Annotated in this window: 23 protein-coding genes; 17 read left to right on the top strand and 6 right to left on the bottom strand. The window is 68.2% G+C overall.

What is annotated here, in order from left to right; all coding sequences use genetic code 11:
• The first annotated feature begins 58 nt into the window (after positions 1–58).
• The 3 genes from FZ029_RS01320 (at position 59) to FZ029_RS01310 (ending at position 2396) form a co-directional block, all read left to right on the top strand.
• A complete protein-coding gene (locus tag FZ029_RS01320; protein ID WP_085089782.1) occupies positions 59–1075 on the top strand; it encodes a DNA-directed RNA polymerase subunit alpha in 1017 nt (338 codons plus the stop codon).
• Between the two features lie 160 nt (positions 1076–1235).
• Positions 1236–1664 carry a 50S ribosomal protein L17 gene (gene rplQ, locus FZ029_RS01315; protein WP_109073821.1) on the top strand — a complete coding sequence of 143 codons (429 nt, stop codon included), beginning with the start codon at positions 1236–1238 and terminating at the stop codon, positions 1662–1664.
• A gap of 153 nt (positions 1665–1817) precedes the next feature.
• Entirely contained in the window at positions 1818–2396 is a 579-nt protein-coding gene (locus tag FZ029_RS01310) for a YqaA family protein (protein ID WP_149198341.1), read from the top strand.
• A gap of 5 nt (positions 2397–2401) precedes the next feature.
• Here the strand turns inward: FZ029_RS01310 and FZ029_RS01305 are convergent, their stop codons facing one another.
• Positions 2402–2662, bottom strand: a complete 261-nt coding sequence (locus tag FZ029_RS01305; RefSeq protein WP_149267718.1) for a hypothetical protein — start codon at positions 2660–2662, stop codon at positions 2402–2404.
• A 124-nt stretch (positions 2663–2786) separates the two neighbouring features.
• Here FZ029_RS01305 and FZ029_RS32845 point away from each other — a divergent pair, with 124 nt between their 5' ends.
• Entirely contained in the window at positions 2787–3158 is a 372-nt protein-coding gene (locus FZ029_RS32845) for a hypothetical protein (protein WP_174757253.1), read from the top strand.
• Positions 3159–3168: 10 nt separating this feature from the next.
• Complete coding sequence (locus tag FZ029_RS01295; protein WP_149267717.1) at positions 3169–4488, top strand: replication-associated recombination protein A; 1320 nt, start codon at positions 3169–3171, stop codon at positions 4486–4488.
• Positions 4489–4551: 63 nt separating this feature from the next.
• Here the strand turns inward: FZ029_RS01295 and FZ029_RS01290 are convergent, their stop codons facing one another.
• Both FZ029_RS01290 and FZ029_RS01285 read right to left on the bottom strand, forming a co-directional pair.
• Entirely contained in the window at positions 4552–4779 is a 228-nt protein-coding gene (locus FZ029_RS01290) for a hypothetical protein (protein WP_098739542.1), read from the bottom strand.
• A 170-nt stretch (positions 4780–4949) separates the two neighbouring features.
• Positions 4950–5807 (bottom strand): cell envelope integrity EipB family protein, encoded by an 858-nt coding sequence (locus tag FZ029_RS01285; RefSeq protein ID WP_247892091.1) that lies wholly within the window; start codon positions 5805–5807, stop codon positions 4950–4952.
• Positions 5808–5916: 109 nt separating this feature from the next.
• Here FZ029_RS01285 and FZ029_RS01280 point away from each other — a divergent pair, with 109 nt between their 5' ends.
• The 6 genes from FZ029_RS01280 (at position 5917) to FZ029_RS01255 (ending at position 14498) form a co-directional block, all read left to right on the top strand.
• On the top strand, positions 5917–6957 hold the full coding sequence (locus FZ029_RS01280; protein ID WP_247892090.1) for a D-glycerate dehydrogenase: 1041 nt from the start codon (positions 5917–5919) through the stop codon (positions 6955–6957).
• Positions 6958–7213: 256 nt separating this feature from the next.
• On the top strand, positions 7214–7930 hold the full coding sequence (locus tag FZ029_RS01275) for a GGDEF domain-containing protein (protein ID WP_149198345.1): 717 nt from the start codon (positions 7214–7216) through the stop codon (positions 7928–7930).
• A 256-nt stretch (positions 7931–8186) separates the two neighbouring features.
• Positions 8187–8594: a response regulator gene (locus FZ029_RS01270; RefSeq protein WP_149198346.1), complete on the top strand. Its 408-nt coding sequence runs from the start codon at positions 8187–8189 to the stop codon at positions 8592–8594.
• A gap of 41 nt (positions 8595–8635) precedes the next feature.
• A complete protein-coding gene (locus FZ029_RS01265) occupies positions 8636–10030 on the top strand; it encodes a PleD family two-component system response regulator (RefSeq protein ID WP_149267715.1) in 1395 nt (464 codons plus the stop codon).
• A 92-nt stretch (positions 10031–10122) separates the two neighbouring features.
• Positions 10123–10788, top strand: a complete 666-nt coding sequence (locus FZ029_RS01260; RefSeq protein ID WP_149267714.1) for a phosphatase PAP2 family protein — start codon at positions 10123–10125, stop codon at positions 10786–10788.
• 200 nt (positions 10789–10988) lie between these two features.
• A complete protein-coding gene (locus FZ029_RS01255) occupies positions 10989–14498 on the top strand; it encodes a DEAD/DEAH box helicase (RefSeq protein WP_149267713.1) in 3510 nt (1169 codons plus the stop codon).
• A gap of 9 nt (positions 14499–14507) precedes the next feature.
• Here FZ029_RS01255 and FZ029_RS01250 read toward each other — a convergent pair whose 3' ends face one another.
• The gene (locus FZ029_RS01250; protein ID WP_149267712.1) at positions 14508–15017 is read right to left on the bottom strand and encodes a DUF4405 domain-containing protein; all 510 of its coding nucleotides are present in this window, start codon (positions 15015–15017) and stop codon (positions 14508–14510) included.
• A gap of 169 nt (positions 15018–15186) precedes the next feature.
• On the opposite strand from FZ029_RS01250, the gene FZ029_RS01245 reads away from it, so the two are divergent.
• From FZ029_RS01245 to arfB, 6 genes are all read left to right on the top strand, one after another.
• Complete coding sequence (locus FZ029_RS01245) at positions 15187–16737, top strand: tetratricopeptide repeat protein (RefSeq protein WP_149267711.1); 1551 nt, start codon at positions 15187–15189, stop codon at positions 16735–16737.
• 68 nt (positions 16738–16805) lie between these two features.
• On the top strand, positions 16806–17690 hold the full coding sequence (locus tag FZ029_RS01240; protein ID WP_149267710.1) for an AraC family transcriptional regulator: 885 nt from the start codon (positions 16806–16808) through the stop codon (positions 17688–17690).
• Positions 17691–17700: 10 nt separating this feature from the next.
• Positions 17701–18423 (top strand): AzlC family ABC transporter permease, encoded by a 723-nt coding sequence (locus tag FZ029_RS01235; protein WP_188051795.1) that lies wholly within the window; start codon positions 17701–17703, stop codon positions 18421–18423.
• Entirely contained in the window at positions 18416–18724 is a 309-nt protein-coding gene (locus FZ029_RS01230) for an AzlD domain-containing protein (protein ID WP_149198353.1), read from the top strand. Before FZ029_RS01235 ends, FZ029_RS01230 begins: the two co-directional genes overlap by 8 nt.
• Positions 18725–18792: 68 nt before the next feature.
• On the top strand, positions 18793–19701 hold the full coding sequence (gene rsmA / locus FZ029_RS01225; RefSeq protein WP_149267709.1) for a 16S rRNA (adenine(1518)-N(6)/adenine(1519)-N(6))-dimethyltransferase RsmA: 909 nt from the start codon (positions 18793–18795) through the stop codon (positions 19699–19701).
• Positions 19698–20117, top strand: coding sequence for an alternative ribosome rescue aminoacyl-tRNA hydrolase ArfB (gene arfB, locus FZ029_RS01220; RefSeq protein WP_149267708.1), 420 nt, complete (start codon positions 19698–19700; stop codon positions 20115–20117). The genes rsmA and arfB overlap by 4 nt, the downstream gene beginning before the upstream one ends.
• A gap of 10 nt (positions 20118–20127) precedes the next feature.
• Here the strand turns inward: arfB and FZ029_RS01215 are convergent, their stop codons facing one another.
• Positions 20128–20472 (bottom strand): winged helix-turn-helix transcriptional regulator, encoded by a 345-nt coding sequence (locus FZ029_RS01215; protein WP_149267707.1) that lies wholly within the window; start codon positions 20470–20472, stop codon positions 20128–20130.
• On the bottom strand, positions 20469–20750 hold the full coding sequence (locus tag FZ029_RS01210) for a DUF6516 family protein (protein ID WP_247892089.1): 282 nt from the start codon (positions 20748–20750) through the stop codon (positions 20469–20471). Before FZ029_RS01210 ends, FZ029_RS01215 begins: the two co-directional genes overlap by 4 nt.
• Between the last annotated feature and the right edge of the window lie 92 nt (positions 20751–20842).

The raw sequence follows: 20842 nt of genomic DNA, 5'->3' as shown, positions 1-20842 counted from the left end.
GGGAATGGTTCGGGCCCCGCGGGTTCGTGTTCACCCGATGGCATCTTGAGGTCGATCCGTGCTTCAGAAGAACTGGCAGGAACTGATTAAGCCGAGCAAGCTGGACATCCAGCCCGGTGACGACGCCGACCGTTTCGCGACCGTGGTCGCCGAACCGCTGGAACGCGGCTTCGGTCTGACCCTGGGCAATGCCCTGCGCCGCATCCTGCTCTCCTCGCTGCAGGGCGCCGCGGTCACGTCGATCCATATCGACGGCGTGCTGCACGAGTTCTCCTCCATCCCCGGCGTCCGCGAGGACGTGACCGACATCGTCCTGAACATCAAGACGATGGGTCTGCGCATGGGCGGCGACGGCCCGAAGCGCATGCGCCTGCGCGCCGAAGGCCCGGGCGAGGTCAAGGCCGGCATGATCGAGACCGGTCCCGACATCCAGGTCATGGATCCGGAACTGGTCATCTGCACGCTGGACAACGGCGCGCGGCTGAACATGGAACTGACGGTCGAGACCGGCAAGGGCTATGTCCCGGCCAGCCAGAACCGTCCGGAAGACGCGCCCATCGGCCTGATCCCGATCGACGCCCTGTTCTCCCCGGTCCGCAAGGTGTCCTACAAGGTCGACAATGCCCGCGTCGGGCAGGTCACCGACTATGACCGCCTGTCGATGACGGTGGAGACCAACGGTTCGGTCAAGCCGGACGACGCGGTGGCCCTGGCCGCCCGCATCCTGCAGGACCAGCTGCAGCTGTTCATCAACTTCGAGGAGCCGACGCACGCCGTCTCCGAGGAGAAGCACGAGGAGGTTCCGTTCAACAAGAACCTGCTCCGCAAGGTGGACGAGCTGGAACTGTCGGTCCGTTCGGCCAACTGCCTGAAGAACGACAACATCGTCTACATCGGCGACTTGGTGCAGAAGACGGAAGCGGAAATGCTCCGCACCCCGAACTTCGGCCGCAAGTCGCTGAACGAGATCAAGGAAGTGCTGTCCCAGATGGGCCTGCACCTGGGTATGGAAATCCCGAACTGGCCGCCGGAGAACATCGAAGAGCTGGCCAAGCGTCTGGAAGAGCCGTACTAAGCATCTCGCTTGTTTCCGCGTCCTTCCCGTCCACGGGCGGGGAGGGCGCGTTTCCCAGGGCCGAAACGGCCCGACCCCATGGCCGTACCAGCGTTATGACTGGGCGGCGGGGTTCACGATCGGCTCCCCGAGGGGGGTCATGCCATGAAGGAGGACCGCCATGCGTCACGGCGTTTCGGGACGTAAGTTCAGCAAGACCAGCAGCCACCGCAAGGCCATGTTCTCGAACATGGCGAACGCGGTGATCAAGCACGAGCAGATCACCACCACCCTGCCGAAGGCGAAGGACCTGCGTCCGATCGTCGACAAGCTGATCACGCTCGGCAAGAAGGGTGGCCTGGCCAACCGTCGTCTGGCCTTCGCGCAGCTGCGCGACAACGACACGGTCACCAAGCTGTTCACGGTGCTGGCCGACCGCTACAAGGATCGCCAGGGTGGCTACAGCCGCGTCCTGAAGGCCGGCTTCCGCTACGGCGACGCCGCCGACATGGCGGTGTTCGAGCTGGTCGACCGCGACGTTTCCGCCAAGGGCCAGGATTCGGGCCCGACGCAGGATGCCGTCGAGGCCGAGGCCGAGACCGCTGAGTGATATGACCGGGCATCGCGCCGGTTATCCTGACTGTGCGGCATCGGGCCTCAGGGCCCCATGTCGTGCAGGACGGAACCGCCGATATCGGTGATATGTTAGACCCTTCCTTCGGGCACCCCCGAAGGAAGGGTTTTCTCTTATGTGGCCGGTCGAATGTTGCGTTCCCTTTACACGCGCCTCCAGCGCCTGTCCGCCCGCGACGATGCCGTCTGGTGGATGTCGGCGATCTCCTTCGCCGAAAGCTCCTTCTTCCCATTGCCGCCGGACGTGATGCTGGTGCCGATGTGCCTGGAGAAGCCGAAGCGACTTTGGTTCTACACCAACATCTGCGCCTTCGCGTCGCTACTGGGCGGCCTGCTGGGCTACGCGCTGGGCTTTTATCTGTTCGAGAGCATCGGGCGGATGATCATCGACTTCTACAATGCGCAGGAGTCGTTCCATCACTTCCAGGAGATGTTCACCGAGTTCGGTCCCTGGTTCCTGATCCTGAAGGGCGTAACGCCGATCCCGTACAAGCTGCTGACGATCACCGCCGGATTCGCCCATCTGGACCTGACGGTCTTCATCCTCTGTTCGATCGTCGCGCGCTTTTCCCGATTCTACATGATCGCCATCCTGCTGCATTTCTACGGACCGCAGGTTCAGCACATCATCGAGAAGCGGCTGATGCTGGTGGCCACCGTCCTGTTGGTCGTGGTGGTCGGCGGCCTGCTCAGCTTCAAGTTCGTCTGAACGACTCAGTCCGGCATGCCCTGGTCCTGGCGGTCGCGGCGGGACGGGGGCAGGGCGTCGCGGTCGGCGCGGTCGCGGCGCACGATCAGGACGATGGCGACCGCTACGAACAGTCCGCCCAGCATCGGGATGATCATCTCGGCCATGCCGATGTTGGGCAGCGCCATCACGCGCGACGCCAGCATGACGAGTCCAAGGACAAGCAGCGCCAGCAGCAGTCGCAGGGACCGGTTGCGCGGCGGTCTGCCGTCCGATTTCGGAGTCATTTCAGTCATTCCCTTCTTACAGCTGATATCGGCATAGTGGGGGCCGAACGGGGGATGGTCCAGAGGGGTGTGGCATTCCGTCATGCCCATGGCCGTCCTCACAACAAGAAGAATAGGAGCCGTCGTGGCTAAGTTCCGTCCGGTCCGTCTCATCGCCCCGCTTGTGGCTGTGGCCCTTCTCGGCCTGTCGGCCTGCGCCGACCACCCGGCGTCGCGCCCTGCCGCCTCCGGTCCGGCGCCCACCGTCACCGTGGTCCCCGGACCGTCCACCCCGCGCGGCGGTGCCGACGACCAGTCGCTGCGGATCGACGGTGGCACCGGCGCCGGCGCCTCCTGTCAGGCCCAGTGCGAGCGCAGCCACAATGTGTGCATGGATTCGGTCGCCGCGCGCAACCAGGGCGGCATCGACCGCACCGATTCGACCCCCTTCAGCCCGACCGACAACTGCAGCTATCAGCTGAAGCAGTGCTACCAGCGCTGCGGCGCGCCGCGCTGAGGCATTCATCATGGCGAAGCGCGGCGAGTCGGGCGGGGATGCCGGGCTGTTCGAGTCGGCGGCTCCCCGCCCGCTCGCCGACCGGCTGCGTCCGCGCACGCTGGGCGAGGTGGTCGGGCAGGACCATCTGCTGAAGCCCGACGGGCCGCTGGGCCGCATGGTCGCGGCGCGGCGGCTGGCCTCCATGATCCTGTGGGGGCCGCCCGGCTGCGGCAAGACCACCATCGCCCGCCTGCTGGCCCACAGCACCGACCTGCATTTCGAACCGCTGTCGGCGGTCTTCTCCGGCGTCGCCGACCTCCGCAAGGTCTTCGACGCCGCCCGCGCCCGGCGGGTGGCGGGGCAGGGCACTCTGCTGTTCATCGACGAGATCCACCGCTTCAACCGGTCGCAGCAGGACGGCTTCCTGCCCTTCGTCGAGGACGGCACCGTCACGCTGGTGGGGGCCACCACCGAGAATCCGTCCTTCGAACTGAACGCCGCCTTGCTGTCGCGGGCTCAGGTGTTCGTGCTGAACCGCTTGGACGACGCGGCGCTGGAAAAGCTGTTGTCGCGGGCGGAGGCGGAGATGGGCCGGCCGCTGCCGCTGGACGCCGATGCGCGCGCCGCGGTGAAGGCGATGGCCGACGGCGACGGCCGCTTCTGCCTGAACCTGTGCGAGGAGCTGTTCGCGCTGCCGGGCGAGACGGTGCTGGACACCAACGCGCTCGCCGCCACCATCCAGCGCCGCGCGCCGCTCTACGACAAGGCGCAGGAGGGGCATTACAACCTCATCAGCGCCCTGCACAAGTCGCTGCGCGGGTCGGACACCGACGCGGCGCTCTACTGGTACAGCCGCATGCTGGATGGCGGGGAGGACCCGCGTTACATCGCGCGGCGCCTGACCCGTTTCGCGGTGGAGGATGTCGGGCTGGCCGATCCCAATGCCCTGACCCAGGCCATCGCCGCCTGGGAAGCCTATGAGCGGCTGGGCAGCCCGGAGGGCGAACTGGCCCTGGCGCAGCTGGTGATCTATCTGGGGACGGCGCCGAAGTCGAATTCCGGCTATACGGCCTACAAATCGGCGGTGCGCGCGGCGAAGGAAACCGGTTCGCTGATGCCGCCCAAGCATATCCTGAACGCGCCGACCAAGCTGATGAAGACCATCGGCTACGGCAAGGGATACGAGTACGACCACGACACGGCGGAGGGCTTCTCCGGCCAGAATTACTTCCCCGAAGGGATGGCGCGGCGCGAGTTCTACCAGCCAGTGGAACGCGGATTCGAACGCGACCTGCGCAAGCGGCTGGACTATTGGGCCAAGCTGCGCGAACGGCGGGGGGAAGAGTAGGCAGCGGACGTCATGCCGGTGTCGGAATGACGGCGTCGAATAACGTCCGCTGAACCGCGCCCTTTACGCCGCCATCCCATCGGCCGGTGCCGAGGCGATCAGGCGATAGTGGCTGGTGTCGGCGAGGACCGAGCAGCTCAGGGTCTTCGACACGCCCTCGTCTTCGGTGCTGACGACGCGGGCATGCGGAATGCCCAGCAGGTTGACCGTTGCCGTCACCCGCCAACCGCGGCCGCCGGCGCTGCCGACCGGTTGGAAAACCTGCCCGATCTGGACATGCTTCTTACTCATGACGGATAAACCCTCGGACGGCCGGTTGCCCGTGGGCGAATCCCGGCCAGTTGCGCAAAACCTCAACCCACAGTTAAGCGCAGCGGCGAGTCGCGATCAACAGGGAAACCACCGGACATCCCCAGGATCGGCAAAGCCGGTGTGAAATGTCACGGGCCGTTGCCGTGGCGTCAACATCCCGACTTCGGCAGCGCCTCGATCTTGTCCAGCACCGCGTTGACGGTGAAATCGCCATAGTCGATCTGCATGGACTCGGCGATGCCGTTTTCCAGCAGATGCAGGCTCATCTCATATTCTGGCTGGGCCGAATCGCTCTGGGTCGGGAAAAAGGCCATGCGGACCGGCCAGGCCTTGCCCACCTTCAGCAGCGGATCCTTGCCGCCGTCCTTCGGCGCGCCGGGCTTGCCGACGACGGTCGATACCTCGGTCGGCCCTTCCGCGTCGGACCCGTCGAAGATGGTGCGGGTGAAGAAGGGGTCCTTCCGCTCGGCATGGTCCAGGATCGCCAGCGTGTGGGCGGTCGGGAACATGGTGCCGGCCGGCAGATCCATCTCCTGCGGTTCGGGCTTGGTGAACTGGGCGGTGCCGGCGCCGTCGCGGTTCAGGTTCGCCTCGCCGCGCACCTCCTCGTCCACCTCGCCGTTGACCAGCTTGCGGACGTTGAAGCGGTAGCGCAGTCCGTCCTTCGATTCCCAGGTGGTGTAGTTGGTGTTCATCGCCATGTCGTCGCCTTCGCTGTAGACGAAGCGCAGCTGGAAGCGCTGCTCCGTCGTCCAGCCGTCGCAGGCGTCGGCCCATTCGAACATCATGCGGCCGCGAACGTCGCTGACCTTCGACCCGTTGCGCGCCGAGGCGAGCGACATGGTGTAGATCGCCCGGTGCGGCTGGATCCTGGCCGCCACCGCCGCCATGGAGGTCGCGGCCGGCTGAGCCAGGACGGGGGAGGCCGCAAGGAGCGCACCGGTGGAAACGGCGGCCGCGAGGACCGCGCCGACGGTTGCCGGAAAGGCGGAAAGACGGTCGAGCAAGACGGGATCCACAGGTGATTGACGGCTCTTGGTGAAGTATGGGTGTTTTTTCCGCGGTCCGAAAGGCCCGCCACCCGAATGTCCTAATCAATGGAAGGGAACCGCCGGAATGACAAGCCCTGCCGAGTTGCCGCTTGCGGCGCAGTCGGACAGTCCCGCCTCCCGCCCCGCCTCCAGTCCCGACACCCGCCCGGTGCTGCTGCTGACCCGCCGTCTTCCCGATGCGGTGGAGGCGCGGGCCTCGCGCGATTACCGGGCGGTGCTCAATCCGGATGACCGCGCCTTCAGCGGGACGGAGATCGCGGCCCGCGCGGCGGAGGTTGGGGCCGACGCGGTGCTCTGCTGTGCCGGCGACCGGCTGGACGCCGCCGCCATCGCGGCGCTGCCGCAGCGGGTGCGGGTGCTGGCGACCTTCTCGGTCGGGACCGACCACATCGACCTTGAGGCGGCGCGCGCCCGCGGCCTGACCGTCACCAACACGCCCGACGTGCTGACCGATGCCACCGCCGACATCGCGCTGCTTCTGCTGCTGGGTGCCGCGCGCCGCGCCTCGGAGGGCGAGCGGATGATCCGCGCCAACGCCTGGACCGGCTGGACGCCGACCCAGTTGATGGGCACCCATGTCGGCGGCAAGCGGCTGGGCATAATCGGCATGGGCCGCATCGGGCAGGCGGTGGCGGCGCGCGCCCGCGCCTTCGGCTTGACCATCCATTACAGCAACCGCCGCCGTCTGCCGCCGGAGCTCGAACTGGGCGCCATCCATCATGCCGACCCGGAGGCGATGCTGCCGGTGTGCGATGTCCTGTCGCTTCACTTTCCGGCCACGGCGGAAACCCGACATTGGCTGAACGCCGAACGGATCGGACGGCTGCCGCCGGGGGCCATCCTCGTCAACACGGCGCGCGGCAGCGTGGTGGACGACGATGCGGTGATCGACGCGCTGAAGGCCGGGCGGTTGGCGTCCGCCGGGCTCGACGTCTTCGAGAACGAACCGAACCTGCATCCCGGCTATCGCGATTTGCCCAACGCATTCCTGCTGCCGCATCTGGGCAGCGCCACGGTGGAAACGCGGAATGCCATGGGATTCAAGGCGCTGGACAACATCGACGCGGTGACGGCCGGCCGGCCGGCGCCGGATCGGGTGGTGTGACGGGTGGGGGGGGGCCTTTTGCCGGGCCGGCGTTCCGGCCGCCCCACACCGGCAGGGATTTCCTGCCCCGAACGGATGGGGTGGGCAGAAGATGCCGGTCCAGTGGGAAATAGGCTCCACCCCCTGCCGATGATCCGGCGGCGCAATCCGCCGGAAATGCATAAAATGCTTGGTATCTGCGGGGTGCGGCGGGTTGGCACAGCGGTTGCTTGGGTAGGAGCGAAGTGTTCCGACCTTCATCAGAGGAGCCGACCCCATGAACGCCATCGTCGCCGCCCTGGACCTGAAGCACCACACCTCCGACCGTTTCGACGTGCCGGCCGGATGGTCGCCGGTCGCGTTGGCTTCGCGTGTCGGGCTTCTGCGGGGGACCGAGCGCCAGACGCTGGACGAGACGATCGCGCTACTCGCCGAAGCCAAGGAGACGATCGCCGAACTGCATGAGCGCATCGCCTACCTGGAAAGCCTGACGATGACGGACGAGTTGACCGGCCTCCTGAACCGGCGCGGCTTCTACAGCCACTTCCGGCGCGAGCTGGCGTCCGCCCGCCGCAACGGGTCCGCCGGCGGGCTGCTGGTCATGATCGACCTGGACGGTTTCAAGGCCATCAACGACACCCACGGCCATGTGGCCGGCGATGCCTATCTGCGGCAGGTGGCGCGGATGATCGTCGGCAATGTCCGCCAGGAGGACGTGGTCGCCCGGCTGGGCGGTGACGAGTTCGCCGTGCTGCTGACCAACACCGACACCGCCAGCGGCCTCGCCCGCGCCCGCCAACTGGCCGCCATCGCCGACGCCACCCATGTGGAATGGGGCGGGCAGTCGCTGCCGGTCCGTTTCTCCGTCGGCACCCAGCCCTATGGCGCCGACGACAGCGAGGACGAGGTGATGCGCCGCGCCGACGCCATGATGTACGGCGCCAAGGGTGCCCGTCGCCGCGATGCCAAGCGCAGGACCAGACGGGCGGCCTGAGCCGCCGCCCGGCTCCATCCCGGTATATTGCCACTGCCGATAACCGATCGCCGCCCGCGTCCGCCGTGGGCGGTTTTTCGTTTGAATGCAGGGCGGTCGGCGGTCATCAGGGGTGTCATCCAGCGGTCCGGTAACGACTATTTAACCGTCGCGACCTAATCAGAAAGGGGCTATACCGGTACTGCGATCCCGCAACTGTGGTACGCAATCCGGCAATGGACAGCGTGAACGCGGGGGTCACACCCAGGGAGGATGCATGTCAGCGGAGCCGTGCGGTCCATTGGCGACCGGTGGTGGGCCGACCAAGACCGTCCTCATCGTCGAGGACAACGAGCTGAACATGAAGCTCTTTCATGACCTGCTCGAAGCGCACGGCTACGGCACGCTGCAGACCCGCGAAGGCATGGAGGCGATGCGGCTGGCCCGTCAGCACCGCCCCGACCTGATCCTGATGGACATCCAGCTGCCGGAGGTTTCCGGGCTGGAGGTGACCCGCTGGATCAAGGACGATCCGGATCTGAGGAGCATTCCGGTGGTGGCCGTCACCGCATTCGCCATGAAAGGCGACGAGGAGAAAATCCGTCAGGGTGGCTGCGAGGATTATGTGGCAAAGCCCATTTCGGTTGTGAGGTTCCTCGAAACAGTCAAGAAGTTTCTCGGCTGAGTCTGTTTTCACTGTAGCAATTCTGCAGGAATTTCCTTCCGATGTCCGCGCGTGTCCTTGTCGTTGACGATGTACTGCCGAATGTGAAGCTGCTCGCGGCAAAGCTGACGCGCGAGTACTTCAATGTTCTGACGGCCTTCAACGGACCCGACGCGCTTGAGATGGTGCGGAAGGAATCGCCGGACATCGTCCTCCTCGACGTCATGATGCCGGGCATGGACGGGTTCGAGGTCTGCGAGAAGATCCGCTCCGATCCCGCCACCATGCATATCCCCGTGGTGATGGTCACGGCGCTGTCGGACATCGCCGACCGCGTCCGCGGGCTGGAGGCCGGGGCCGACGATTTCCTGACCAAGCCGGTGAACGACATCGCGCTGTTCGCGCGCGTCCGCTCGCTGGTGCGGCTGAAGATGATGATGGACGAGTGGCGGCTGCGCGAAAGCACGTCCGGCCAGTTCGGCGTCATCGAGCGCAGCGGCACCATGCTGAGCGAATCCTTCGAGCGCGCCAACGTGCTGGTGCTGGAGGATTCCGCCCTCGACCTGGAAAAGGTGACGGAGACGCTTCAGCGCGACCACAACGTGGTGTTCTCCGCCGACACCGGCGCCAAGGCGCTGGAACGCGCGCTTGGCACGCCACTCGATCTGGTGGTGGTCAGCCTGACCCTGCTGAACGAGGACGGACTGCGGCTCTGTTCGCAGCTTCGCTCGCACGAGCGCACGCGGCAGGTGCCGATCCTGCTGATGGTGGACGACGGCGACCTGGGGCAGGTGGCGAAGGGGCTGGAACTCGGCGCCAACGATTACGTCATCAAGCCGGTCGACCGGAACGAACTGCTGGCCCGCGCCCGCACCCAGATCCGGCGCAAGCGCTATCAGGAACGTCTGCGCTCCAATTACGAGCAGAGCCTGTCGATGGCGCTGACCGACAGCCTGACCGGCGTCTTCAACCGCCGCTACGTCAACGCCCATCTGCCCCGGCTGTTGGAACGCGCCATCGACAGCCACAAGCCGGTGTCGGTGCTGATGTTCGACATCGACCATTTCAAGGTGGTCAACGACACCTACGGCCACGCCATCGGCGACGAGGTTCTGCGCGAGGTATCCGCCCGCGCCAGCCGCAACCTGCGCACCTTCGACCTCGTCGCCCGTCTGGGTGGCGAGGAGTTCGTCGTCATCCTGCCGGACACCGACGGGGAAGCCGCCCTGATCGTCGCCGAGCGCCTGCGCTCGCGCATCGCCGACACACCCTTCACCGTGTCGTCCGACCGTGGCGAGATCAACGTGACGGTGTCCATCGGCATTTCCATCGGCGGCCGGCTGGGCGACACCGCCGAAGGGCTGGTCCGCCGTGCCGACGAGGCGCTGTACGAAGCCAAGCGGTCGGGCCGCAACTGCGTCATCGCCGACGCCCGTGCCGACCAGTTGGAGGGGTAGGGGCGGGGTTTTCGACTCGTCCTCTTGCCGATCCTGCTGCGCCGCACCATGTGGCAAGGCCGTTCCTGATCACCGGCATCCATGGGGGACCGATGCTCGCCACCGCCAGCGGCGCCATCACCCATCTGGGCAGCAGCAGCCTTCTCGTCCCGCTTTCCGCCCTCTATGCGACCGCGCTGTGGCGGCACCATTCGGCGCCGCTGGCGCTGCGCTGGCTGCTCGCCCTGTCGCTGTGCCTGGGCGCCATGGTGGTGCTGAAACTGGTGGGGCATGGCTGTGGCCTGCCCGACTTTCCGCTGTTTCCGTCGCTGTTCGCCGGCGACCGTTTCGTCAGCCCCAGCGGCCATGCCGCCTTCTCTGCCGTCTTCTACGGGTCGGTGTCGGCGCTGGCGGCGCGCAATGCCCAATCGCGCTGGCTCCGCATCGCGCTGCCGCTGGCGGCGGTGGCGCTGGTGCTGGCCATCGGCGCCTCGCGTGTCGCCGTCTCCGCCCATTCGGGGGCGGAGGTGGTGGCCGGGCTGATGATCGGCGGGCTGTCGGCCTTGCTGTTCCTGTGGAGCAGCCGCAAGGACTCCGTACCGCGCCTGCGTCCTTCCCCCTGGCTGGCGGGGGCGATGGCGCTGGGGTTGGCCCTGCTGTTCCATGCCGGCGATCCGTCCTTCGTCGAGGGGACGATCCGCTGGGCCGCCCATCAGTTGGGCAGCGAGGGCAGCCTGTGCGAGCTGGCCGGCCGGGTGTTCCCCGGCAATCGCGGGTAAATCACCAACCGGGGTGAAGCCGGTGGCGTCCTGTGCTATGACGGACGGCCGCGCCCGGTTCCGCCGATGCGGCGCCGTTCGCGTCAATGCTTGAGCCTGGGGCTTGCGCCACGCCGCGCAAGATCCTATACCGACGCCCCGTTTCCGTTCCGTTCCGTTCCGCCCGTTCCGTCAGCTTTGGCCTGGTCACCTCGCACCGCATGTCGCTTTTCGATGCCCTGCCGCGTGGCCCTTCGTCGGGTGGCGCCGCCGTCCCCTTCGGTCAGGAGGACCTGACGCGCGTCTTCGATGCCAAGACGCTGCAGCGCGGCCGCACGCTGATGATGACCGGTGCGGTGACGCTGGGTCCTTCCGGCGGCGACCGGATCGAGGCGGAAGTCAGCGATCTTGGCCGCCGGCTGTCGGTGACGGTGACGCCGGTGCAGGGCAAGCGCAGCATCGTGCTCGACCGCAGCTGTACCTGTGGCCGCAACGCCTGCGCCCATATGGCGGCGGCGGCGATGCTGGCGCTGGAAAGCCGGCCGGAATGGCGCCGCGCCTCCCTGTTCGACGTGGCCGACGTGAAGGCGCCGCTGGTCCCGCCGCCGCCACCGCCGCCTGTCCCGGTGACGCCTTCGCCGGCTGCGGCGCCGGCAGCACCGCCACCTGCGCCTACAATACCCAAGCCCCCGCTGTCCCTGGTCCGCCCACCGGTCCCGCCGCCGATCCGCAGCGTGGCGCCCCCGCCTCCACCCCTGGCGCCGAAGCCGGAGCCGGTGCGCAGCCTGCGCTGGACGCTGGAGCCGGGGCAGGGCGACGTCGCCTGCTATATCCTGGTGGAGTTCGTGGCGGAGGGATCGGCCGACGCCAGCCCCGCCAGCCCGCGCGACGTGCTGGCCAAGGCGCCGCGCTCTGTCGACGGCGATGCCGACCGTGCCATCGCCCGGCTGCTCGGCGGCGGCGGGACGGAGCGCACCCCCGTGGCCAAGAGCCGGGGGGAGGCGGTCGACCGCTTGCTGCGCCGCCTGCTGTCCACCGGCCGCCTGCGCTGGCGCGACGGCACCCCGCTGGCCGAGGCACCGGGCCGCACCGTCCGCGCCTTCCGCGACCCCGCCACCCGCAAGCTGCGCCCGACCGGCCTGCCGGAACGCAGCGTGCTGGTGAAGGGCCAGTCCTATTGGTGCGTCGACAGCGCCTCCGGCACCGTCTTCCCGGTCGACCTCCAGGTGGTGGAGGTGCCGAAGGCCAAGCCGGTGCAGGCCGTTCCGCCACCGCCGGTTCCGTCAAAATCGCCTCCGTCCAAATCGACCCCGTCCCGCCTGTTCGGTCCGTCGCGCGGTGGTGTGGCGTCGATGCCGCGCATCACCCCGCCGCCGCCGTCCATCTCGTCCTCCAACTTCCGCGACAACGCCATTCCCGGCGTGCGCAGCGGCGCGGCCGACGCGGCGGCCATCGTCGAACGCTCCCCCCGCATCATCGCACGCCTCGGCCGCGTGGTGACGCCGGCCGACGGGCTGGTCGACGTGCTGCGCCTGTCCTTCGACTATGGCGAACCCGGCCGCGCGGTTGAGATCGAGCCCGACGACCAGCGCCAGTTCGCCCGATACGAGGATGACTTCGGCGACGTTACCTTCGTCCGCCGCGACAAGGCCGACGAACAGGCGGCGCTGGACCGGCTGTCGGGGCTCGGCTTCGCCCAGGCGCGGATCGAGCCGCCGAAGGGTGCCTTGAACGCCCGCGGCTCGCGCGTCCACTGGCTGACCGGCCGCGACGTGGAGGAGCGCTGGCAGCATTTCCTCACCAACGAGGTCCCCGCCCTGACCAAGGCCGGCTGGGTCATGGAGGTCGGGGCGGATTTCGGCACCAAGGTGATCGAGCCGGGGGCGGAGGTCGAGGTCGCCGTCCGCGATGCCGGCGACGGCTGGTTCGATCTGGACGTCGGCGTCGAGATCGACGGCGAGCGACAGCCGCTTCTGCCGATCCTTGCCCGGTTGGTGGAAAAGGGCGGCCTGTCGACCACCCGTGTCATCGACGGCCGGGCCCACATCGTGCTGGACGACGGCAATGTCCTGGCCCTGCCAGCCGAGCGGATCGAGCGGCTGCTGAGCGTCCTGGAAGCGATGCTGGACAGCGGGCGCAGCAGCGGCGACCGGCTGAAGGTCCCGCTGGCCGAGGCCGACTCGTTGCTGGACATCGACGACCTGATCGCCCGGCGCGGCGACGAAACGGCGCAGATCGACGGCTACCTCCAGCGCCTGCGCGCCGACGAGATGCCGGGCGACATGACGCCGCCGCCGGGCTTCAAGGGCGAACTGCGCGATTACCAGCGCGGCGGTCTCGCCTGGATGCAGAGCCTGCGCGCCAACAACGTCGCCGGCATCCTGGCCGACGACATGGGGCTGGGCAAGACCGCCCAGACCTTGGCCCACATCGCGATGGAGGAGCATGAGGGCCGGCTGACCGACCCCTGCCTCGTCGTGGTGCCGACCAGCCTCGTGCCGAACTGGGTGGCGGAGTCGGAGCGCTTCACCCCGGATCTGCGGGTGGTGGTGCTGCATGGCATCGACCGCCACGGCAAGCTGTCGGAGATCGACCGCGCCCACATCGTCGTGACCACCTATGGCGTGGTGGCGCGCGACGTCGACCTGCTGAAGCGCCTGACCTGGCACATGATCGTGCTGGACGAGGCGCAGGCGATCAAGAACCCCGACGGCAAGGCGACCCGCGCAGTGGCGGCGCTGCCGGCGCGGCACCGGCTCTGCCTGTCCGGCACGCCGGTGGAGAACAATCTGGGCGAACTGTGGAGCCAGTTCGCCTTCCTGATGCCCGGCCTGCTGGGCGACCGAAAGGACTTCGGCAAGCGTTACCGCGTGCCGATCGAGAAGCGCGGCGACAACACCCGCGCCAATCTGCTGATGCGCCGCATCCGCCCCTTCCTGCTCCGCCGCACCAAGGAGGCGGTGGCGAAGGAGCTTCCGCCGAAGACCGAGGTGGTGGTGCGCATCGACCTGGAACGCGACCAGCGCGACCTCTACGAGACCATCCGCCTGTCGGTGAACGAGACGGTGCGCGCGGCGCTGGCCGCCAGCGGCAAGGGGCTGGGCCAGAACGCCATCGCGGTGATCGACGCGCTTTTGAAGCTGCGGCAGGTCTGCTGCGACCCGCGCCTGCTGAAATCCATCGCCGCCTTGGGCGGCAAGGCGCGGCCGAGCGCCAAGCTGCACGCCCTGACCGAGATGGTGAAGGAGATGGTGCCGGAAGGCCGGCGCATCCTGATCTTCTCGCAGTTCACCACCATGCTCGACCTCATCAAGCTGGAACTGGAGAAGGCCCACATCTCCTATGTCGAGCTGACCGGCCGCACCCTGGACCGCGCCGAGCCGGTGAACCGCTTCCAGAACCGCGAGGTTCCGGTCTTCCTCATCAGCCTGAAGGCCGGCGGCCGCGGCCTGAACCTGACCGCCGCCGACACGGTGATCCATTACGATCCCTGGTGGAACCCGGCCGCCGAGGATCAGGCGACCGACCGCGCCTATCGCATCGGCCAGGACAAGCCGGTCTTCGTCTACAAGCTGATCGCCGCCAACACGGTGGAGGAACGCATCCTCGACCTCCAGCGCCGCAAGGGCAGCCTGTCCGCCGCCACCATCGAGGGCAAGGGGCTGGTCAGCGCGCTCGACGGCGGCGACATCGACTATCTGCTGGGGGATGGGGACGGCGACGAGGACTAGGCGCCGACCTCAGTGCGCCCGTTTGGCGGCCAGCAGGCTGGCGACCGCCGCGCCGTTCCTGCCGGCGCGCTCGCCGATGGCGGTCAGAGTTTCGCCCGGTGCGGCGTCGATGTTCGCGGCCTTCAGCACCTCCATCGCCTTGTCCGGCGTCAGCCCCAGCGCCGGCGCCGCCGCTTCAAGCGTGGCGCCCGACAGCGCGCCGAACACCGCCCCCGGATTGACGCTGCCGCCGCCGGTGGTGCCGGTCAGGCCGGTGAAGACCACCGACAGGACGATGGTGGCGACGAAGGCGGCCTGCGCGGCGTACCGCTTCAGATAGCCGAGGAAAGCCCGCCAGTTCTTCACCAGATGCCAGAGCGCGATGGCGGAAAACGCCATGCTGAGCCATTCGTGGGAGAAGCGCACCAGCCCGGTGTTCCAGTGCAGCAGCAGCATCACGCCGGTCACCGTCGACACGACGAAGGTGACGATGGTGACGGGAGTGACCACGTCGCGGGTCATGGTTTTGGAAATGGTCATGGCAGTCGCCCTTGATCCGGTGTCGTTTCTTGTTGGCTGCCATGATCGCGCGCGACTGTAACTGGACAATATCCGGCGGGATGCTGCTGTGTAACAGTGTGTAACGCGCCGGCCGGCATGCTATCGGCCGCTTCGCCCTTCATTGTCTGCGATGTGATTGGGGAATGTCATGGCCTCGATTCAGGAAGCCTTGCGGGTTGCCGTCGACCATCACGGGGCCGGGCGGCTGCGGGAGGCGGAGATCCTCTATGGCCGCATCCTCGCTGCCGCTCCCGGGACCCATGCCGCGTCCCATCTGCTGGGAATGCTGCTGGCGCAGACCGGCCGGCTGGAGGACGCGGCGCTACGCATCGCCGCGGCGGTGCGCGCCCGGCCGGACATCGCCGATTACCACCGCGACCTCGGCAAGGTCCATCAGGCGCTGGGCCACCCGGCGGAGGCCATGGCCAGCCTGCGCCGCGCCGCCGCCCTGCAGCCCGACGACGCGGCGGTCCTGGTTCTTCTTGGCGTCGCGGCGCAGATGACGGGCGACACCGACTCCGCCATCGACGCGCTGGGCCGCGCGCTGGCGCTCGAACCGCGCGACGGCGAGACCCGGCAAAGGCTGGGCCTGCTGCTGGAACTGCGCGGCATCCACCACCTGGAACAGGGCCGTGAAGAGGCGGCGGTCGCCGACCTGTCGCGCTTGGTTGCCGTGGAACCGCCGACGGCGGAGCGGCTGTTCCAGCTCGGCAACGCCTTCTCCCGCGCCGGACGGGCGGACGATGCGCTGGCCCGCTATCGGCAGGCGCTGGCGTTGCAGCCCGACCATGTCGGGGCGGTCTTCAACCTCGGCATCCTGACCCGGCAAGCGGCGGGCCTGGATCTGGCGGCGCTGGAGCAGGCGGCGGCGAGCCTGGACCGGGCGGTGACGCTGGCGCCCGATTTCCTCGACGCGCGGGAGAACCTCGCCATCCTTCTGTTCCAGACCTACCGGGAGGCCGAATCGCTGACCGAGATCGACAGGCTTCTGACGCAGAAAACACAGCGCGCGGTGCAGGAAGGCGCGGCGCTCGCCCTGCCGCCGCTTCGCGACCGCCCGGCCGCCCCGGAGAGGCGCATCCGCGATGTCGTCGCCTTCAGCCTGTGGGGGGTGGCCGAGATCTACCAGCGCGGGGCGCTGGAGAATGCCCGGCTGGTGCGGTCGGTCTATCCAGGCTGGACCTGCCGGATTTACCACGACGACAGCGTGCCGCCGGAGTTCCTGGCGGAGTTGGACGCGCTGGGCGCAGAACGGGTGGTCATGCCGCCCGGCAGCGGCCCGGTCAGCGGCCTTTACTGGCGCTTTCTCGCCTCCGACGATCCGACCGTCCGCCGTTTCGTCTGCCGTGACTGCGACTCGCGGGTCGGTCCGCGCGAGCGTGCGGCGGTGGAGGCGTGGATCGCGTCGGGCAAGCCCTTCCACGTCATGCGCGACCACCCGCTGCACAGCGAACTGATGCTGGCCGGCATGTGGGGTGGGGTCGCCGGCCTGCTGCCGCCGCTGGCGCCGCTGATCGACCGCTTCGCCGCGGTGGAAGCCGACCGCTGGCAGGACCAGCGCTTCCTCCGCTCCCACCTGTGGCCGCTGATCGCCGATGCCTGTCTGGTCCATGACAGCCACCAGCCCCGCCATGGCGTCCCGTTCCCCGCCCATTCCGGCGACCAGGCGGAGCATGCCGTCGGCCGGCGCATCGTGTGATCCGCCCGCAATCCTGTCCCCGCAATCCTGTCCAAGACGACCGTCACGCCCGCCTGTTAGACTGCGGCATGGACCAGCAATCAGCACTCACCCGGACTCCGGTCGGCGGCGGCGATTTCGCCCGGCTGTGGCGGGAAGCGCGCTTCGACGGCATGGAATGCCTGAACGCCCGCTTCCAGCGCCACAGCTATGCCCCGCACACGCACGAGACCTATGTGGTCGGAGTCATCACCGCCGGGACGGAGTTGTACCGCTGCCGCGGCGCCGAGCGGATGGCGCGGGCCGGACAGGTCGTGGTTCTGGATCCGGAGGTTCTGCATGACGGCCGTCCGGCCGAGGACGGCTATGCCTACCGCATGTTCTACCCGTCGGTGGCGCTGTTCGAACAGGCGATGGCCGATGCTCTGGGCCAGTCCGTCGCCCCGCATTTCGCCGCCACCGAACTGGACGACCCGGAGCTGTTCCAGGCCCTGCGCGGCCTGCACCATGGGCTGGAGGGGCCGTACCGCGAGCCGCTGCGCACCGACACCGACGCGCTGCGCGCCTTCACCGCGCTGGCTCTGCGCCATGGCGACCTGACCGCCCGCCCGCGCCATGCCGGGCAGGAGCCGGTGGCCGTCCGCCGCGCGCGGGAATATCTGGATGCCCACCTCGACAGTCCGGTGGAACTGGCCGATCTGGCCGGGGCGGCGGGGCTCAGCCGCTTCCACCTGCTGCGCGTCTTCCGCGCGGCGGTGGGCACCACACCGCACGGCTATTTGACCGACCGGCGCGTCGCCCAGGCCAAGCGGCTGCTGGCTGGGCCTCTGCCGTTGGCCGATGTCGCGCTGGACTGCGGCTTCTGCGATCAGGCGCATTTCAACCGCGTTTTCAAGGGCCGGGTCGGCGTCTCCCCCGGCCAATACCGGCGCGGCAGCAATCCCATCCAAGACGCCCCCGCCGCGGCCGCCTAGCTTCCCGCACATGAGCATGGACAGCATCACCATCCCGGCATCCCCGCGGCAGGAGTTCGCGGCGGGCGTCGTCCATTGCCTGCCCATCGTGGCGGGCGCGGTTCCCTTCGGCTTCCTGCTGGGCAGTCTCGCCGCCAAGGCCGGGCTGTCCGCGCTGGACATGGGGCTGATGAGCGCGCTGGTCTTCGCCGGCAGCTCCCAGTTCGTCGCCGTCGAGCTTCTGGACAAGGGCAGCGCCGGTCTGGCGGTGGTTGGGGCGATCCTGCTGGTCAACCTGCGCCACCTGCTGATGGGGGCGACGCTGGAGCCGCGCTTCCGCGGCATCCCCCGCGCGCAGGCCGGTCTGGCGCTGTTCTTCATGACCGACGAGCAATGGGCGCTGGCCCTGCGCCGAGGCCCTGAGCTGACGCTGGCCTATTGGTACGGCGTGGCGGCGACGCTCTATCTGGCGTGGCTCACCAGCACGGTGGCGGGAACGCTGGCCGGTGCGCTGATCGCCGACCCCGCCGCCTGGGGGCTGGATTTCACCTTCATCGCCGTCTTCCTGTGCCTGCTGGCCGGGTTCTGGCGCGGAGCGGGTTCGCTGCCGCCCTGGCTGGCCAGCGCCGCCGCCGCGCTGGCCGTGCATGCGCTGTCCTCCGGAGGGACTTGGCACATTCTGGCGGGTGCGCTGGCCGGCGGAGCGGTCGCCGCAATGCAGGCCAAAGGGCAGGGGAGGGCGCGCGATGCTTGAGTCGCTGCATCTGGACTGGAGCGTCTTCGCCATCGTGCTGGGCGGTGCACTGGTCACCTGGATGACGCGGATCGGCGGGCCGTGGCTGATCGCGCGGATCCGGCCCGGCCGGGCGGCGAGCGCGGCGCTGGAGGCGACGCCGGGCGCCGTCCTGGTCGCCCTGGTGGCGCCCGCCGCACTGTCGCGCCCGTCCGACGCGCTGGCCGCCGCCTTCGTCTGCCTGATCGCCCGGCGCGTGCCGATGGTGGTCGCGGTGGTGGCCGGCGTGGTCGCCGTCGTGTTGCTGCGCCGCCTGCTGTAGCCACAGCTGAAGTCATTGTTGCAAACTGCCGTCTGGTGAAGCGCGTGAGGGATGCCTATAAGTCGGGAATGACCGACCCGATCTCCGCCCCCTCCGCGCCCGCATCCACCCCGGCTGCATTCGACCCGCACGCCCTGCCGCCGCTGCGCGACGTGATCGCGCGTTTTGGGCTGGAGGCGCGCAAGTCGCTGGGACAGAACTTCCTGCTCGACCTGAACCTGACGGGACGGATCGCGCGCTCGGCCCACCTGCCGGCCGGCACCACCGCCATCGAGGTCGGCCCCGGTCCCGGCGGCCTGACCCGCGCGCTGCTGGCGACCAACGCGGTGAAGGTCATCGCCATCGAACGCGACCGCCGCTTCATCGAGGCGCTGCAGGACGTCATCGAAGCGTCGCAGGGCCGCCTGAGCATCGTCGAGGCCGACGCCCTGACGGTGGACCCGGAGGATCTGGCGCCCGCCCCGCGCGCCATCGTCGCCAATCTGCCCTACAATGTCGCGACCCCGCTTCTGCTCGGCTGGCTGGCGCGGATCGAGGCCTATGTCAGCCTGACCCTGATGTTCCAGAAGGAGGTCGCCGACCGGCTGGTGGCGAAGCCGGGCAGCAAGGCCTATGGCCGGCTGTCGGTCATCACCCAATGGCGCTCCGATGCCCGCGTGCTGTTCAATCTGCCGCCGCGCGCCTTCACCCCGCCGCCGAAGGTCGAATCGACGGTCGTCCACCTGACCCCGCGCACCAACCCGGAATCGGCCGACTGGCGCGCACTGGAACAGGTCACCGCCGCCGCCTTCGGCCAGCGCCGCAAGATGCTGCGCCAGAGCCTGAAGTCGCTGGGCAACGCCGAAGCCCTCCTTGAAGAGACCGGCATCGCCCCGACCGCCCGCGCGGAGGAGATCGACGTCGCCGGCTTCGCCGCACTCGCCCGTGCTTTCCGCGCGCGCACTCCGGTGGAGCCGCCATCGGAGGGGGGCGCATGATCCGGGTCAATCCCCGCATCAGCCTGGATGAAAGCGAGTTGCAGGAGGAGTTTATCCGCGCCTCCGGCCCCGGCGGCCAGCACGTCAACAAGACGGAGACGGCGGTCCAACTGCGTTTCGATGTGCGCCGCTCGCCGAACCTGCCCGATCCGGTGCGTTACCGGCTGGAGCGGCTGGCCGGATCCCGCCTGACCCAGGACGGCGTATTGATCCTGGTGGCGGACCGCTACCGCTCGCAAATGCGCAACCGCGAAGACGCCCGCGAGCGCCTGATCGACCTGATCCGCGAAGCCGCCGCCCCGCCGCCGCCGCCCCGCCGTCCGACCAAACCGACCAAGGGTTCCAAGGAGCGGCGATTGGAGGGCAAGGCCAAGCGGTCGGAGGTGAAGAAGATGCGCGGAAACGTTCACGACTGAGCGCTTTTGGTCAAAGCGCCATCTTCATCTCAACGTCGTCATAGTCCACCCGCAACCCGTCCTGATCGTCGATCAGTCCGGCCTGGACCAATGCGGTCACATCCAGATGGACATTGCGGTAATCGCGGCCCAGCGCTCCGGCCAATGCCCGGATACTCGCAGTGGGATTGCGATGCAGATGCCGGAGGATCTCCAGTCGCTTCGGTGTAAGGACCCGCGCCATCCCCTCGAAGGACTCGAAGGTGATGTGATGCTCCCGGACGGTCTCCCCGGCTGCATGGCGGCGGAATGCATCCTTGATCGCGGCGGCCTCTGCCTGGAGGTCGACACCGACGTGGATCTGAAGCGTCGTCATAGCCTTCCCTCCCTGACCGCCGCGACATCGGCGAAAAACTGGTCGATCAACTGCTCGATGGTCTCGAACCGAATCGGTACCTCCCGGCCTCGAATGTGCTTGTGGTCACCTTTGCCCTTTTCATTGTCGTACCCGACCATCCGTTCACCGGCCCTGCCGTAGAACAGGCTGTATTTGTAGCCATGCTCCGATGGTGGCACCGGAGCCGCCACTGACCAGACCCGCACTTGGACAATGCTTCCGTCGTCGTAGAGGGTCTTGCGGGACAGCAGGATCACGGCCTTGTTCATGCCTTAAGGTAAATGGTTTCGATGATGTGATAAAGCCACATATGGCAATCCACCAAATCAGGTCCGGCCTTGTCGCCCGA

Source organism: Azospirillum sp. Sh1, from assembly GCF_008365135.1.
Taxonomy (GTDB): domain Bacteria; phylum Pseudomonadota; class Alphaproteobacteria; order Azospirillales; family Azospirillaceae; genus Azospirillum; species Azospirillum oryzae.
This window is presented reverse-complemented; position numbering and strand designations above follow the sequence as displayed.

Excerpts from the sequence above, each read along its gene's own strand:
- FZ029_RS01270 (WP_149198346.1), top strand. The coding sequence starts at position 8,187 with ATGTCAGCGGAGCCGTGCGGTCCATTGGCGACCGGTGGTGGGCCGACC.
- FZ029_RS01250 (WP_149267712.1), bottom strand. The coding sequence starts at position 15,017 with ATGACCATTTCCAAAACCATGACCCGCGACGTGGTCACTCCCGTCACC.
- FZ029_RS01245 (WP_149267711.1), top strand. The coding sequence starts at position 15,187 with ATGGCCTCGATTCAGGAAGCCTTGCGGGTTGCCGTCGACCATCACGGG.
- FZ029_RS01260 (WP_149267714.1), top strand. The coding sequence starts at position 10,123 with ATGCTCGCCACCGCCAGCGGCGCCATCACCCATCTGGGCAGCAGCAGC.
- FZ029_RS01240 (WP_149267710.1), top strand. The coding sequence starts at position 16,806 with ATGGACCAGCAATCAGCACTCACCCGGACTCCGGTCGGCGGCGGCGAT.
- FZ029_RS01235 (WP_188051795.1), top strand. The coding sequence starts at position 17,701 with ATGAGCATGGACAGCATCACCATCCCGGCATCCCCGCGGCAGGAGTTC.
- FZ029_RS01275 (WP_149198345.1), top strand. The coding sequence starts at position 7,214 with ATGAACGCCATCGTCGCCGCCCTGGACCTGAAGCACCACACCTCCGAC.
- rsmA (WP_149267709.1), top strand. The coding sequence starts at position 18,793 with ATGACCGACCCGATCTCCGCCCCCTCCGCGCCCGCATCCACCCCGGCT.
- FZ029_RS01230 (WP_149198353.1), top strand. The coding sequence starts at position 18,416 with ATGCTTGAGTCGCTGCATCTGGACTGGAGCGTCTTCGCCATCGTGCTG.
- FZ029_RS01280 (WP_247892090.1), top strand. The coding sequence starts at position 5,917 with ATGACAAGCCCTGCCGAGTTGCCGCTTGCGGCGCAGTCGGACAGTCCC.
- FZ029_RS01290 (WP_098739542.1), bottom strand. The coding sequence starts at position 4,779 with ATGAGTAAGAAGCATGTCCAGATCGGGCAGGTTTTCCAACCGGTCGGC.
- FZ029_RS01265 (WP_149267715.1), top strand. The coding sequence starts at position 8,636 with ATGTCCGCGCGTGTCCTTGTCGTTGACGATGTACTGCCGAATGTGAAG.
- rplQ (WP_109073821.1), top strand. The coding sequence starts at position 1,236 with ATGCGTCACGGCGTTTCGGGACGTAAGTTCAGCAAGACCAGCAGCCAC.
- FZ029_RS01305 (WP_149267718.1), bottom strand. The coding sequence starts at position 2,662 with ATGACTCCGAAATCGGACGGCAGACCGCCGCGCAACCGGTCCCTGCGA.
- FZ029_RS01295 (WP_149267717.1), top strand. The coding sequence starts at position 3,169 with ATGGCGAAGCGCGGCGAGTCGGGCGGGGATGCCGGGCTGTTCGAGTCG.
- FZ029_RS01215 (WP_149267707.1), bottom strand. The coding sequence starts at position 20,472 with ATGACGACGCTTCAGATCCACGTCGGTGTCGACCTCCAGGCAGAGGCC.
- FZ029_RS01310 (WP_149198341.1), top strand. The coding sequence starts at position 1,818 with ATGTTGCGTTCCCTTTACACGCGCCTCCAGCGCCTGTCCGCCCGCGAC.
- arfB (WP_149267708.1), top strand. The coding sequence starts at position 19,698 with ATGATCCGGGTCAATCCCCGCATCAGCCTGGATGAAAGCGAGTTGCAG.
- FZ029_RS01255 (WP_149267713.1), top strand. The coding sequence starts at position 10,989 with ATGTCGCTTTTCGATGCCCTGCCGCGTGGCCCTTCGTCGGGTGGCGCC.